The 13,014-nt window shown below is 34.8% G+C and carries 14 protein-coding genes; 10 read left to right on the plus strand and 4 right to left on the minus strand.

Going from position 1 to position 13,014, the window contains the following annotated elements:
- Positions 1 to 6 precede the first annotated feature (6 nt).
- On the plus strand, positions 7 to 1,578 hold the full coding sequence (rny, locus tag IEV72_RS07645; RefSeq protein WP_188458510.1) for a ribonuclease Y: 1,572 nt from the start codon (positions 7 to 9) through the stop codon (positions 1,576 to 1,578).
- Between the two features lie 77 nt (positions 1,579 to 1,655).
- Here rny and IEV72_RS07650 read toward each other — a convergent pair whose 3' ends face one another.
- Positions 1,656 to 2,075 carry a nucleoside-diphosphate kinase gene (locus IEV72_RS07650; RefSeq protein ID WP_188458511.1) on the minus strand — a complete coding sequence of 140 codons (420 nt, stop codon included), beginning with the start codon at positions 2,073 to 2,075 and terminating at the stop codon, positions 1,656 to 1,658.
- A 153-nt stretch (positions 2,076 to 2,228) separates the two neighbouring features.
- On the opposite strand from IEV72_RS07650, the gene IEV72_RS07655 reads away from it, so the two are divergent.
- The 5 genes from IEV72_RS07655 to IEV72_RS07675 all read left to right on the plus strand — a co-directional run bounded on the left by IEV72_RS07655 (position 2,229) and on the right by IEV72_RS07675 (position 6,708).
- Positions 2,229 to 3,236: a DHH family phosphoesterase gene (locus tag IEV72_RS07655; RefSeq protein WP_188458512.1), complete on the plus strand. Its 1,008-nt coding sequence runs from the start codon at positions 2,229 to 2,231 to the stop codon at positions 3,234 to 3,236.
- The gene (gldI, locus tag IEV72_RS07660) at positions 3,233 to 3,793 is read left to right on the plus strand and encodes a gliding motility-associated peptidyl-prolyl isomerase GldI (protein ID WP_188458513.1); all 561 of its coding nucleotides are present in this window, start codon (positions 3,233 to 3,235) and stop codon (positions 3,791 to 3,793) included. The genes IEV72_RS07655 and gldI overlap by 4 nt, the downstream gene beginning before the upstream one ends.
- Positions 3,794 to 3,802: 9 nt before the next feature.
- Positions 3,803 to 4,852 (plus strand): peptidylprolyl isomerase, encoded by a 1,050-nt coding sequence (locus IEV72_RS07665; protein ID WP_188458514.1) that lies wholly within the window; start codon positions 3,803 to 3,805, stop codon positions 4,850 to 4,852.
- Positions 4,853 to 4,925: 73 nt separating this feature from the next.
- Positions 4,926 to 6,017, plus strand: coding sequence for an esterase-like activity of phytase family protein (locus IEV72_RS07670; protein WP_188458515.1), 1,092 nt, complete (start codon positions 4,926 to 4,928; stop codon positions 6,015 to 6,017).
- A 79-nt stretch (positions 6,018 to 6,096) separates the two neighbouring features.
- Positions 6,097 to 6,708, plus strand: a complete 612-nt coding sequence (locus tag IEV72_RS07675) for a histidine phosphatase family protein (RefSeq protein WP_188458516.1) — start codon at positions 6,097 to 6,099, stop codon at positions 6,706 to 6,708.
- Here IEV72_RS07675 and IEV72_RS07680 read toward each other — a convergent pair.
- Positions 6,698 to 7,294 carry a 3'-5' exonuclease gene (locus IEV72_RS07680; protein ID WP_188458517.1) on the minus strand — a complete coding sequence of 199 codons (597 nt, stop codon included), beginning with the start codon at positions 7,292 to 7,294 and terminating at the stop codon, positions 6,698 to 6,700. The genes IEV72_RS07675 and IEV72_RS07680 overlap by 11 nt on opposite strands.
- A complete protein-coding gene (locus IEV72_RS07685; RefSeq protein ID WP_188458518.1) occupies positions 7,294 to 9,213 on the minus strand; it encodes a DUF294 nucleotidyltransferase-like domain-containing protein in 1,920 nt (639 codons plus the stop codon). Before IEV72_RS07685 ends, IEV72_RS07680 begins: the two co-directional genes overlap by 1 nt.
- Before the next feature lie 72 nt (positions 9,214 to 9,285).
- Here IEV72_RS07685 and IEV72_RS07690 point away from each other — a divergent pair, with 72 nt between their 5' ends.
- Both IEV72_RS07690 and IEV72_RS07695 read left to right on the plus strand, forming a co-directional pair.
- Complete coding sequence (locus tag IEV72_RS07690) at positions 9,286 to 9,453, plus strand: DUF8622 domain-containing protein (protein ID WP_188458519.1); 168 nt, start codon at positions 9,286 to 9,288, stop codon at positions 9,451 to 9,453.
- Positions 9,454 to 9,474: 21 nt separating this feature from the next.
- Positions 9,475 to 9,936: a hypothetical protein gene (locus tag IEV72_RS07695; protein ID WP_188458520.1), complete on the plus strand. Its 462-nt coding sequence runs from the start codon at positions 9,475 to 9,477 to the stop codon at positions 9,934 to 9,936.
- A 156-nt stretch (positions 9,937 to 10,092) separates the two neighbouring features.
- On the opposite strand, the gene IEV72_RS07700 is transcribed toward IEV72_RS07695, so the two are convergent.
- On the minus strand, positions 10,093 to 10,428 hold the full coding sequence (locus IEV72_RS07700) for a carboxypeptidase-like regulatory domain-containing protein (protein ID WP_188458521.1): 336 nt from the start codon (positions 10,426 to 10,428) through the stop codon (positions 10,093 to 10,095).
- A 119-nt stretch (positions 10,429 to 10,547) separates the two neighbouring features.
- Here IEV72_RS07700 and IEV72_RS07705 point away from each other — a divergent pair, with 119 nt between their 5' ends.
- Complete coding sequence (locus IEV72_RS07705) at positions 10,548 to 10,970, plus strand: DoxX family protein (protein WP_188458522.1); 423 nt, start codon at positions 10,548 to 10,550, stop codon at positions 10,968 to 10,970.
- 512 nt (positions 10,971 to 11,482) lie between these two features.
- A complete protein-coding gene (locus IEV72_RS07710) occupies positions 11,483 to 12,928 on the plus strand; it encodes a glyceraldehyde-3-phosphate dehydrogenase (protein WP_188458523.1) in 1,446 nt (481 codons plus the stop codon).
- Positions 12,929 to 13,014: the final 86 nt, after the last annotated feature.

The following is a 13,014-nucleotide window of genomic DNA, read 5'->3' on the forward strand; positions in this document are numbered from 1 at the left end:
TCAACCATGGAAACAACAACTATAATAATTGGTGTAGTTGCTATAATTATAGGCTTTGCAATTGGATTTTTAATTTCCAAATCTGCCGAAAAAAACAAAGCAACAAGCACTCTAGCAAATGCTGAAAAAGAAGCAAAACGAATTCTAAAAGACGCCGAAAAAGAAGGCGAAAGCATCAAAAAAGATAAAATTCTTCAAGCCAAAGAGAAGTTTATCGAGCTAAAAGCTGAACACGAGAAAGTAATAAACAGCAAAGACAAAAAAATGGCCGATGCTGAAAAACGTGTTAAAGATAAGGAGTCGAAACTGTCTAGCGAATTAGCTAAAAACAAAAATTTAAACACACAACTTGAAGCCAAATCTGAAGATTACAATACACGCCTGAGCTTTTTAGATAAAAAACAAGAAGAGATTAGCAAAGTGCTTCAACAAAAAATAAAACAGCTAGAAGTAATTAGTGGTTTAAGTGCAGAAGAAGCCAAAGAACAATTAATGGAGTCGCTTAAAGAAACCGCTAAATCTGAAGCCATGGCTTTAATACAAGGCACAGTAGAAGAAGCCAAATTAACGGCCCAACAGGAAGCTAAAAAAATTGTTATTAACACCATTCAACGTGTAGGAACAGAAGAAGCCATCGATAATTGTGTTTCTGTTTTCAATTTAGAAAGCGATGATGTAAAAGGACGAATTATTGGTCGTGAAGGAAGAAATATACGTGCAATTGAAGCCGCTACTGGTGTTGAAATTATTGTAGATGATACGCCAGAAGCCATTATCCTTTCTTGTTTTGATTCGGTAAGAAGAGAGATTGCAAGACTTTCGCTACACCGTTTAGTAACCGATGGTAGAATTCACCCTGCACGAATTGAAGAAGTGGTCAAGAAAACACAAAAACAAATAGAAGACGAAATTGTAGATATTGGAAAACGAACTGTAATAGATTTAGGAATTCACGGCTTACACCCAGAACTGGTAAAAACCGTTGGACGCATGAAATACCGTTCTTCTTACGGCCAAAATTTATTGCAACACTCTAGAGAAGTTTCTAATTTATGTGGCATCATGGCAGCGGAATTAGGTTTGAATCCAAAACTGGCTAAACGGGCTGGATTACTTCACGATATTGGAAAAGTCCCCGATACAGAAACGGAAACACCACATGCTATTTTAGGAATGGAATGGGCTGAAAAATATGGCGAAAAACCTGAAGTTTGTAACGCGATTGGTGCTCACCACGATGAAATTGAAATGACATCGCTACTTTCTCCTATCATTCAAGTGTGTGATGCCATAAGCGGAGCAAGACCTGGAGCCAGAAGACAAGTTTTAGACTCCTACGTAAAACGATTAAAGGATTTAGAAGACATTGCCTTTGGTTTTAATGGCGTAAACAAAGCTTATGCTATTCAAGCGGGTAGAGAGTTACGTGTGATGGTAGAAAGCGAAAAAGTTTCAGATGAAAAAGCAGCCGCTCTATCTTTTGAAATTTCACAAAAAATTCAAACCGATATGACCTATCCGGGTCAAGTAAAAGTTACTGTAATTCGAGAAACTAGAGCTGTTAACGTCGCTAAGTAAGATTCGAATAATAAACTAAAACAAAAAAGCCTTTTGCAGAAGCAAAAGGCTTTTTTATGTAAAAGTAAATTCTATTTTTAGAATTGCTCTCTTCCTGAAAAGTGAAAAGCAGCTTCAATTTCTGCATTCTCATCACTATCACTTCCGTGAATTGCGTTTTCACTAATAGAAGCAGCAAACTTTTTACGGATTGTACCTTCAGCTGCATCTTCTGGATTAGTAGCACCGATTAAGCTTCTAAAATCTTCAACGGCATTTTCTTTTTCTAAAACAGCAGCAACAATAGGTCCGCGTGTCATATATTCAACTAGTTCACCATAAAATGGGCGCTCTTTATGAATTTCATAAAAAGTTTTAGCATCATCTTCAGTCATTTGCGTCAACTTTAGAGCTACAATTCTAAATCCTGAAGAAGTAATTTGTTGTAATATAGCACCAATGTGTCCTTTTTCAACAGCATCTGGCTTCAACATAGTAAATGTACGGTTTCCTGACATTTTTTTATTTTTAAAATTTTGCGCAAAAGTAATAAAACCAAAACACTAACACACGTCTTTATTCTATTTTAGAAATTAAATTAGCTTTTAAGTTACAAGAGTTTAACCTATCATTTAAAACATAAGAAAAGATATTTTACTATTATTGCAGCCATGGAAAATCTAGCAGAACTTAAAGCTTTACTGCAAACACCGCGTAAAATTTGTATTATAACACATAAAAATCCAGATGGAGATGCTGTTGGATCAAGTTTAGCCTTGCAATTGGCACTTCAAAAAATGAATCATCAAGTCACTGCGATCGTACCCAATGATTTTCCGATTTTTTTAAAATGGATTCCGCATCAAGAAGAATTACTTCGCTTTGACAAAAACAAAGATGAAAGTCAAAGCGCCATTAATTCAGCCGAATTGATTTTCACCTTAGACTTTAATGATTTATCCCGTTGTGGAGATGTTGCTGAAGCTTTACAAAATATGAATGCAGATTTTGTAATGATCGACCATCACCAGCAACCAGCAGATTATGCGAAGTTTATGTACAGCGATGATAAAATGGGTTCAACTTGTGAAATGATTTATCACTTCCTTGAAAAAATGGATGCCATAAATTTAATAGACAAAGACATTGCTACTTGTATTTATGTAGGAATTATGACGGATACAGGTTCGTTTCGTTTTCCTGCAACTACAAACACAACACATCAGGTAGTTTCTAAACTTATTGAAGCTGGAGCAGATAATTCGGCAATTCACCAACAAACTTTCGATGTTAATTCGTATCAGCGGATGCAACTCTTAGGTGTAGCGCTAAAAAACATGACTTTAATTCCAGAATACAAAACTGCTTACATTCATTTAAGCAAGGAAGAATTAGAAGCGCATAATTATAAAAAAGGAGACACAGAAGGATTTGTAAATTATGGCTTATCTTTAGAAAATGTTGTTTTTGCTGTCATTTTTATAGAAAGCCTTGATGAAGATCTCATTAAAATATCTTTCCGCTCGAAAGGTAATTTTGACGTGAACCAATTTGCCAGAAAACACTTTGAAGGTGGAGGGCACAAAAACGCTGCAGGCGGGAGAAGTATGAAAAATTTAACAGATACGCTCTCGTATTTCAAAGAAAAACTATCTTTACAGGAAGATTTAAAAGGATGAAAAAAACAGTTTGTTTACTACTCATTATAATCGGTTTTGCAAGTTGCGTTAGCAATCAACCAGAAGCAAGAAGACCTGTTAGCTACAGTTCAGGAAGCTTCTTAAAAGAATCTGCTGCTATCAACAAAAAAATAGTTGAAGCTGAAGAAAAGGCTATTTTACAAATTATAGAAGAGAACAAAACCACAGAATATATAAATTCTCCAGACGGATTTTGGTACACTTACCACGAAAAGAATCCAAAAAAAGACAGTATTTACCCAGAAAAAGGAGATTTAGTTGTATTTGAATACAACCTTTTAGAATTAGATGGAGACACCATTTATTCTAAAGATGAAATTGGAGTACGCGAATATTATATTGACGAAGAGCGAATTTTTTCAGGACTCAGACAAGGCATCAAACTTATGCGTGAAGGAGAAACAGTAACTTTTCTATTTCCTTCTTACAAAGCTTTTGGGTATTATGGAGATTTAGAACGCATTGGCAAAAATGTTCCACTTCAATCTACAATTACCTTAAAATCTATAAATCAAAATCAGAAATCAGTAAATTAAATTTAAATTATGAACAAAATGAAAATTATAATTGCCGTTTTAAGCTTTAGCTTGTTTAGTACAAGCTGCGATCAATATCCCGATTTAGAAGAGGGTTTATACGCGCAATTTGAAACTACACAAGGAGATTTTATAGTAGAATTACACCACGACAAAGCACCTATGACCGTTGCTAATTTTGTTGCTTTAGCAGAAGGAAAACATCCTATGGTTGATGAAGAATTTAAAGGCAAACCTTATTTTGAAGGAATTGTTTTTCACCGGGTTATTAAAGATTTCATGATACAAGCTGGAGATCCTACTGGATCTGGGCAAGGCGGTCCTGGATACAAATTCCCTGATGAAGTAGATTCAGGTTTAGGTCACGATTCTGAAGGCATCTTATCTATGGCAAACGCTGGTCCAGGCACCAATGGAAGTCAATTTTTTATAACACTTGCTCCAACACCACACTTGGATGGAAAGCACAGTGTTTTTGGCAAAGTAGCTAAAGGACAAGAAATAATTAATAAAATTGGTAATGTTGAAACTGCTGAAGCAGACAAACCCAAAGAAGATGTAGTGATTAATAAAGTAAACATCATACGTAAAGGCAGTGAAGCAAAAGACTTTGATGCAACTAGTGTTTTTGAAACTAAGTTTAATGAAATTGAAGAACAACGTGCCGAAGCTGCTGCAAAATTAGAAAAAGAATTAGACAAAGCTTCTGAAGGTTTTGACAAAACAGACTCAGGTTTACGATACTTAATAACTGAAGCAAACGAATCAGGACAAGAAGTAAAAGCTGGAGATTTAATTAGCGTACACTACTCAGGTCAATTTTTAGACGGAAAAGTGTTTGACTCTTCTTTAGACCGTGGTGAACCTATCGAATTTAACGTAGGAACTGGAAGAGTAATTCCAGGTTGGGATGAAGGACTTCAACTATTAAAAGTAGGTGAAAAAGCTACCTTTATCATTCCTAGCGAATTGGCTTATGGCGAACGTGGAGTTGGTCCAATTCCACCCAACACTCCACTAAAGTTTGAAGTTGAAATAATGGATGTTGTTGAAGATTAATTCTTTACCAAAATTTAATATGTAGTTAAAGACGGCAATATGCCGTCTTTTTCTTTTGCGCTACTTTTGAAACATGAAAAATATATTATTTATACTCATTTGTTTTAGTTTTATTTCCTGCAGTGTGACTAGAATAGCTAAAGAACCAAAATATCAACTTAAGCTGCTAGACGAATATGTAATTCCAGCTAAAACCTTCTTCAATACCTACGAAATTGGTGGTTTGTCTGGTATTGACTTCAAAAATGACACCCTGATTTTTATCGATGATCGATCTACAAAACCAATTATTTATACCGCAAAATGGGAAGCTTCAGATAGAAAAATAGACAGTCTTGTTTTTATAAAAAGTACAAACTTAAAAGAGACGGATGCCACTTTTAGGAAAATGTCTATGGATCTAGAAAGTATTCGTTTTGGCAAAAACAAAAACTTTTGGTTAACTAGCGAAGGAAATATCAAAAAACAGAAAAATGCAAGTGTTTTTCAAATTGATGCTGATGGCAATTTTAAAATGAAAATGAATTTACCTAAACACCTACAGGTAAATGGAAGTAATTTCCCTTTTCATAATCGAGTTTTTGAAGGAATGACATGGAGTTTCAATAAAGATTTTATCTGGGTTGCAACTGAATTACCATTAGAAAATGACGGCAAAAAACCACAACTTTGGAATACTTTTTCGCCCGTTCGGTTTACTCAGTTTAATTCAACAACAGGTAATGCTCAACAACAATTTGTATATCAATTAGATCGAATTGTGCGCCTACCTTTTTTACCTTTTTATACAAATGGTGTAACTGAAATTTTAATTTTAAATCAGGATGAATTTTTGGTAATAGAACGGGCTTATTCCGCTGGTAGAGGAAAACGTTCTAACCGGGTGAAATTATTTGTTACCAACTACAAAACCGTTTCAAATACTCTAGAAATGGAACAAATCAGCAAAAAAGACCAAGTAAAAACAGCTGATAAACATTTACTTTTAGATTTCAAGAAAACCAGAAAACAACTTCCATCTAAACGAATAGATAATATTGAAGGACTTTGCTTTGGCCCTACATTAGCGAATGGGAATAAAAGTCTACTTTTTGTATCAGACAACAACTTCAACAGTTTTGGCGAACAGATTACGCAAATTATCTGGATGGAGTTAGCAGAATAGTTTCTTAAAAGCAAAAAAAGCAAAGCAAACATTTTTTATTGAAATGCTATTTGCATATTTGTAACCATATATTTTTAAAATGAAAAAGTTAGCAGTAGTTCTATTATTAAGTCTTTCATTCTCTTGTCAAACTGACAAGGAAGCTCCAGAAGGTTACGTAAATTTTGAAGTTCCCGAAGGAATTCAACCTAAAATAACCAATTACTATTTTATCCGTCATGCCGAAAAAGACTTGACTACGAAAGATGACCCACAACTTACATTAGAAGGTTTGGAACGCGCATCCTACTGGGGAGAATATTTTAAAGACAAAGCACTAGATCAATTTTATACCACCAAATACATGCGGAATTTTCAGACAGTAATTCCTATTGTGCATCATTACAAAAAAAGTCCAGAAACTTTTTCAGTTGAAGAAGATAGTTTATTCACCAAAGATTTCTGGAAAAATACATACGGACAAAACACCGTTATTGTTGGGCATAACAACACCACTCCTGATTTTTGCAATGAGATTTTGAGGAATGAAAAATATCCTAAAATAGACGAAAAAACCTACGGCAATTTATACCATATTGAAATTGATGAAACGGGGAAAATAAAAGACACCTTGCTTTCTTTTGAAGAATTTGAACTACCCGAAAACATCAAAAAAAGCATCAGAGAAAATGTCGAAGATGCTACTGAATAACCAATCGTTGATACACTTGTGCGGTTAAAAAAGCATCGCCTAAAGCAGTATGCCGGTCTTTCTTCGGAATGTTGAATTCTTCACATAAGTCATCAAGGCTTTTTTGTATAGGTTGGTGAATTCCTTTGTATTTTAGATACAAATCGCTAGTGTCTTGTACTTTGTTTTTCAATTTGGGTAATTGCATATGCTGAAGCGCTCGATTGATCATTTCAATATCAAACTGAATGTGGTGTCCTACAATTTTAGCACTTCCTATACATTGAAGCAATTGTTTGATGGCTTCTTTTTCTGTATCTAATTTGTTCTTTTTATTGTTAACAATTCCGTGAATAGCTACACTTTCAGCTTGATGAAATGTTTGTTTTACAAATACTGAAAAATGATCTTCTACACAAATCACATTTTCGTGTAAAGCTACAGCGCCAATAGAAAGGATTTTGTCTTCACTTGGGTTCAAGCCTGTGGTTTCACAATCCAACACCACTACTCTTTGCGGGTTGGGTTGTTTAAATTCCGCCAAATAATCCTGCCAAAATTCAGGATAATCTTTGATGTTTGAAAACAAATTTTTGAACCAATTCATTATAAAAAATAGGATAATTTAAATCGATTTTTTAACAAACTCTGAATTTCTTGTATGGGTTTAAAGGCGCGTTTCAATTTCATTTTATCGCTTTTACTCAAGCTAGAAAGTTCCAAATACCTTCCTGATGAGTTGTTTTTAAATCCTTCAACTGCTCTAAATTTAGACAATACATGAAAACTTTTGATGCATCCCGCATACACTTCTTCATTTTGGGGTTCCAATTCAATCAACTTTTCAAAACGTTCTACCGTGTTGTTTTTACCTTCAATTCCTTCCGCTAAAATTAAAACACGAGCGGCATCAACTAAAGGTTGAATAGCTCTCGCTTTTACGTCAAATTCATCTTTGTGCTCGCCATCATCTTCAATAATAAACTGCCTGAAAAACCCCAATGGTGGTGGATTTTTTACCGCATCTTCTGCCAAATAAGCAAAAAACTTCTGATTGCCTTTCAACTTTTGAAGAATGTGTTGGCTGATTTGCTTCACCAAATCCGCTTCGCCGTAAACTTTTGCATAATCAAAAAAGATACTGCACATCATGATATTTTGCGTTGAAGCTTGATCAATCCACTTTGAAAATTGGCTTTTCCACTGACTCAAACTCAAACAATATTTGGGATTGCTCGCCATCATTTCTGCGGGACAAAACACATAACCCAATTCATTTAAAACGCGGCTTACGTCTTTAGCTAATTTCAAAAAATAAGCTTGTGTAGTTTCTAATTCTTCATCAGAAACATCTTCAAAAACCAAGGCATGGTCTTGGTCTGTGAGTAATAGTTGTTCGCCTCTGCCCTGACTTCCAATTCCTAACCAAGCGAATTTTACAGGTGCTTTTCCTATTTTTTCTTCGCTTAATTCAATTACGCGATGCATCAAAGCTTGGGTGATTAATCCGCTTACTTTCATGATATATGGCATGGGCAAAGCGGTGTTTAAGTAAGCTTCTAACAAACTACTCAGCGACTCGCGAATTCGGGTTAAGGACTCCAATTTACTAACTCGCTCAATTTGCTTCAACAGAGCCACAGGATTATTGGCTTGGGCGGTGACAATGTCGTGTTCAGACAAAATTCCAATGATTTCAGCTTGGTCAGTGCCATCTTGGGTAACGCACAAATGTCCGATTTTGTGTTGTAATAAAATAGTTTGAACTTCCGCTAAATGAATTGTAGGTGGCACGCACTTTACTGGACTAGACATGATTTCACTTACTTTATCAGCAATTTGCATTTCGCCTGTAGCCACCCAACGCCGAATATCTTTATCGGTTATAATTCCGATGGGAAGCTTGTTCTCTTCAATAATCAACGAACTGATTTTATGGTCGTTCATCAACAAAGCTGCTTTTTGAATGGTCGCCTTTGCGGTAAGACAAATGGGATTTTTGGTGTAGAAGGCTTGTTGAAAAAAATCTAAATCGGTGGATTGTGCTTCATTTGAAGCATAATTGGCAGAAAGCAATTTTCCTTTGGCTTCAGAAGCTTTTGGATTTCGGGTATTGGAAGCGAAACTTTCCAACAAAAAATCCATCACCGCTTGATTGTTTGCCAACACTTTTTTAAAAGCTTCAATAGGAATGGCATACAGAACACATTCTTCTCTGGCAACGGCTTCCATGGCGTAGGTTTGGTCTGCAAACAAAGGGCGTAAACCTAAAATATCTCCTTCATCGCAGATGTCTATCCATGCTGTGGCACTTCTGCTTTTGGAGCGCAAACCCACCGCTCCTTGTTGCACCACATAAAATTCGGTATGCGCGGGGTCGCCTTCTTTAAAAACAAAATTGCGTTTAGGCACATAATGCACCCGAACTTGAGCAGCAATTTTATGCAAATCGGCTGAATGTATTTCTTGAAAAGGTGGAAATTGCTTCAAAAAATCAGCAACACGTTCTACAATTACATTTTCCATATGAGGTTTGATTCTGAATAAATTTACAGTATTCTTTTTAAAAATGAATTTAGTTTTTGCTTAATTTGAAAGATGAAAACAAAAAAATGTACTGATTGTGATGAAAATCACTTAATTTTATACAGGATACAAATAGAAAAATCTGGAAAATGGTTTTTTGTTTGCAAAAATTGCATTGAAAAACACCAACCCAAACCCCATTACCGCTACGGTGGTACATGGAATGGAAAACGACATTAACTGAAGAAAAAAATCAACTTTATGAAAAATATTTCTATTTCAATTTACGCCTTAAGTCTTAGCTTTTTTCTTTTATGCTCTGCAAATACTTCAGCACAAACTAAAAATCATGAGAAAGAAATATCTGAACAAGTTGAAACTTTTTTTAAAGGATTAAATGCCAAAGACACGCTAGTTATTAAATCTACTTTAGGGAATGATGTAAGTTTAAAAAGTTTAATGATTAAAGATGGAGAAAAACAGTTATTTTCAGAAAATATACACGAGTTTTTAAAACAAATTGGGAGACTTACCGACGACTTGATTATTCGTGAAGAAATTGACAATGTTAAAATAAACCTGCGTTTTCCTTTAGCTGATGTGTTTACAGATTATACATTTTACGTTAACGATGAACAATCGCACAGCGGCATCAATTTGTTTACTCTGGCTTATTTAAATGATGCTTGGAAGATTATTAACATGGTGGATACAAGGCAATAAATAGGAAACCTGCAAGGTATCAGAAACCTTGCAGGTTGAGTTGCTTAATTATAAAATCCTGCAAGCGTTTAGAAGGCTTGCAGGGTTAATTCATTCTTTATCATTGATCTAGGTGAATCCTACAAAATAATAAATAAGGTCAACAAACTAGAATAATTAATATGAAATTGAATCTTGTTCAACTTTTGCTTCAACTTCCATTTTAGGAGGTAAAGCTTCTAAGCTAACTTGCATCAACTCGTCTTCTTTTACATCATATCTACCTAGTTTGTAACCTTCTAGGTTAAATATCAGTTCGTTTCCACGGGATTTAGTGTTAATGGCAAAATAGCCATCTGCATTGGTGTAGGTGTACAAATCTGTACCCATAACTTGCACCATAACTTCTTGAAGTGCTTTGCCGTTTTCATCCTTTACTTCTCCTTCCACTTTTTGATTATCAGAAGAACAAGCAAACAAAAAACAGATGGAGAATAAAATTGCGTATTTCATTGTTTTTTGCTTCAAATATACGGGAAATAGATTCGAATAATTTAAAAGAGAATATTAACATACAAGAAGTATTTTAATTTGCACATTTACATTGCGAACGATTTAATGTATAACGACTTATGGAAACAAGTTTGTTTCAAAAAATTATGCGCATCTTATTAGGTGCATTAATGACTTTTGCAGGTATAGGACATCTCACTTTTCAAAGAGAAGAGTTTCAAGCGCAAGTACCAAAATGGCTCCCAGAAAGTCAAGCCTTAATGGATTTTGTGGTCATTTCTTCTGGAATAGTTGAAATCACGCTGGGTTTAGCAATGATACTTCTTTGGAAACACCAAGAAAAAGTAGGCATTGCTTTGGCAATTTTTTATGTGCTTATCTTTCCGGGTAACATATCTCAATATACCAACTCAATTGATGCTTTTGGTTTAGATACCGACTTTAAGCGTTTGCTGCGCTTGTTTTTTCAACCTGTATTAATTTTTTGGGCTTTATGGTCTACTGGCGCATTAAAACAGTTGATGAATCGAACAAAAAATTAAAATGAATTAGCAACATTTCAAAAAAACGGTATTTAAGTTAATTAACTTAGTCTTTTAAATGCTAGTTTCAAAATACTGATTATTAGTTTTATATATGATTTTTTATACTAGATGTATAAATCTTTGTGTACTTTGTGTCTCTGTGGTGAAAATAGATATCAGTAAAATCGTCATGCATGGATAGAGAGCAAATAAGTTACCTATTAAATATGCGTCTAAGTCAATAATGTAATACTTAGTTTGAGAAAAAACTTCGCCTAAACTAAATGTAGAATAACACATCAAAAAACTAGCATATCCAAATTCTTCAAAAATACATTTTTCACTGTTTTTCATTTCAAAAGGAATAAATATGTAGATGCTACTGCTAAAAATTTAGCATTCATTAGCATAAAAAATTAAAGTTTTCAAGAAGTAAAAAATCGAAAGAAAATCTGCACAAAACTTATTAACGAAAACGTTTGAAATATATACATTTGCAAATAATTTCAACACCTTAAAAAGCTATACCAATGCCAAAAAATGAGTACGAAAAGCAACTAAAATTGCAAGCAGACAAACGCAAAGCTAGCGTGAAATTCATTAAAACTATTCATGATTTATGGTATGATAAATCTATTGAATTGGTGATTTTCAGAAACGCACTGATCAACAAAAATGTAAGTGATATTCTGGATTTGCACGAATATGCTGGCAAATTTGTAGGCAAAAATATTTCGATTTACGACACGGTAGAATTGGCTGATGCCATCTTGCAATTAGACCTTCCGCCTGCGAAATTAGATATCGGAAAATTAGCTTATGAATTTCACTCCGATAATCCGAGTCATAAAAATGCATTTGCATTTGTTGCTGAAAAATTGGAAGGAGCAAAAAAACAAGGCGAAATTAAACCGCAAGATGTAGTATTGTACGGTTTTGGTAGAATTGGACGCTTGTTAGCACGCGAATTGATGACCAAAACAGGTAAAGGAAGCCAAATGCGTTTGCGTGCCATTGTAACTCGTGGAGAAATAACCGAAGCTGTTTTAGAAAAACGTGCTTCACTTTTAAAAAGCGATTCGGTTCACGGAGATTTTTCTGCAACGGTAAATGTTGATGTTGAAAATAAAGCGCTGGTAATTAATGGAACTAGCGTCTACATTATTTCAGCAAAACAACCCGAAGACATCGATTATACCAAATATGGAATCCATGATGCTTTAATTATGGATAATACCGGAGCCTTTCGAGATCAAGAAGCTTTGAGCCGTCACTTGAAGTCTAATGGAGCTAAAAGAGTAATTTTAACTGCTCCAGGAAAAGGAATCCCGAATATTGTGTACGGCGTAAACCACAAAGATGTGGACCCGAACAAAGAATTTATTTACTCCGCTGCATCCTGTACTACCAACGCCATAACTCCCGTTTTGTATGCTATGGAAAAAAGTTTTGGCATCAAAGACGGACATTTAGAAACCATTCATGCCTACACCAACGATCAGAATTTGGTAGACAATATGCACAGTAAATACCGTCGTGGTCGTGCTGCTGCACTCAACATGGTGATTACAGAAACCGGTGCTGGACAAGCAGTTGCCAAAGCATTTCCTGCTTTAGATGGAAAGTTAACTTCCAACGCCATTCGCGTTCCTGTTCCCAACGGCTCTTTAGCTATTTTGAAACTGAATTTGAAAAAGAAAACCAATGTTGAAGCCATCAACTCAAGTTTAAAAGATTATGCTTTAAATGGGGAATTGGTTGAACAAATTAAATATTCTATAGATAATGAATTAGTATCTAGTGATATTGTAGGTTCTTCAGCTCCAAGTATTTTTGACAGTAAAGCTAGTATACTTCACAAAAATGGAACAAGCGCTGTCTTGTATGTTTGGTATGATAATGAATACGGTTACAGCCATCAAGTTATGCGTCTTGCAAAATACGTTAGTCAAGTAAGGAGATTTACATACTATTAAGAATTGTCTATTTTTAAAAAATTGGCCAGTTATTCCAAATAGCTGGCTATTTTTGTTAGACTCAAAATGAAACAAAGATGAAAAAT

Origin of the sequence: Psychroflexus planctonicus (assembly GCF_014640195.1) — a bacterium.
Taxonomy (GTDB): Bacteria; Bacteroidota; Bacteroidia; order Flavobacteriales; family Flavobacteriaceae; genus Psychroflexus; species Psychroflexus planctonicus.

What these genes read in the sequence shown, in the direction of transcription:
- rny (WP_188458510.1), top strand. Translation starts at nt 7, where the DNA reads ATGGAAACAACAACTATAATAATTGGTGTAGTTGCTATAATTATAGGC.
- IEV72_RS07685 (WP_188458518.1), bottom strand. Translation starts at nt 9,213, where the DNA reads ATGGAAAATGTAATTGTAGAACGTGTTGCTGATTTTTTGAAGCAATTT.
- IEV72_RS07650 (WP_188458511.1), bottom strand. Translation starts at nt 2,075, where the DNA reads ATGTCAGGAAACCGTACATTTACTATGTTGAAGCCAGATGCTGTTGAA.
- IEV72_RS07710 (WP_188458523.1), top strand. Translation starts at nt 11,483, where the DNA reads ATGCCAAAAAATGAGTACGAAAAGCAACTAAAATTGCAAGCAGACAAA.
- IEV72_RS07700 (WP_188458521.1), bottom strand. Translation starts at nt 10,428, where the DNA reads ATGAAATACGCAATTTTATTCTCCATCTGTTTTTTGTTTGCTTGTTCT.
- IEV72_RS07655 (WP_188458512.1), top strand. Translation starts at nt 2,229, where the DNA reads ATGGAAAATCTAGCAGAACTTAAAGCTTTACTGCAAACACCGCGTAAA.
- IEV72_RS07675 (WP_188458516.1), top strand. Translation starts at nt 6,097, where the DNA reads ATGAAAAAGTTAGCAGTAGTTCTATTATTAAGTCTTTCATTCTCTTGT.
- IEV72_RS07665 (WP_188458514.1), top strand. Translation starts at nt 3,803, where the DNA reads ATGAACAAAATGAAAATTATAATTGCCGTTTTAAGCTTTAGCTTGTTT.
- gldI (WP_188458513.1), top strand. Translation starts at nt 3,233, where the DNA reads ATGAAAAAAACAGTTTGTTTACTACTCATTATAATCGGTTTTGCAAGT.
- IEV72_RS07705 (WP_188458522.1), top strand. Translation starts at nt 10,548, where the DNA reads ATGGAAACAAGTTTGTTTCAAAAAATTATGCGCATCTTATTAGGTGCA.
- IEV72_RS07690 (WP_188458519.1), top strand. Translation starts at nt 9,286, where the DNA reads ATGAAAACAAAAAAATGTACTGATTGTGATGAAAATCACTTAATTTTA.
- IEV72_RS07670 (WP_188458515.1), top strand. Translation starts at nt 4,926, where the DNA reads ATGAAAAATATATTATTTATACTCATTTGTTTTAGTTTTATTTCCTGC.
- IEV72_RS07680 (WP_188458517.1), bottom strand. Translation starts at nt 7,294, where the DNA reads ATGAATTGGTTCAAAAATTTGTTTTCAAACATCAAAGATTATCCTGAA.
- IEV72_RS07695 (WP_188458520.1), top strand. Translation starts at nt 9,475, where the DNA reads ATGAAAAATATTTCTATTTCAATTTACGCCTTAAGTCTTAGCTTTTTT.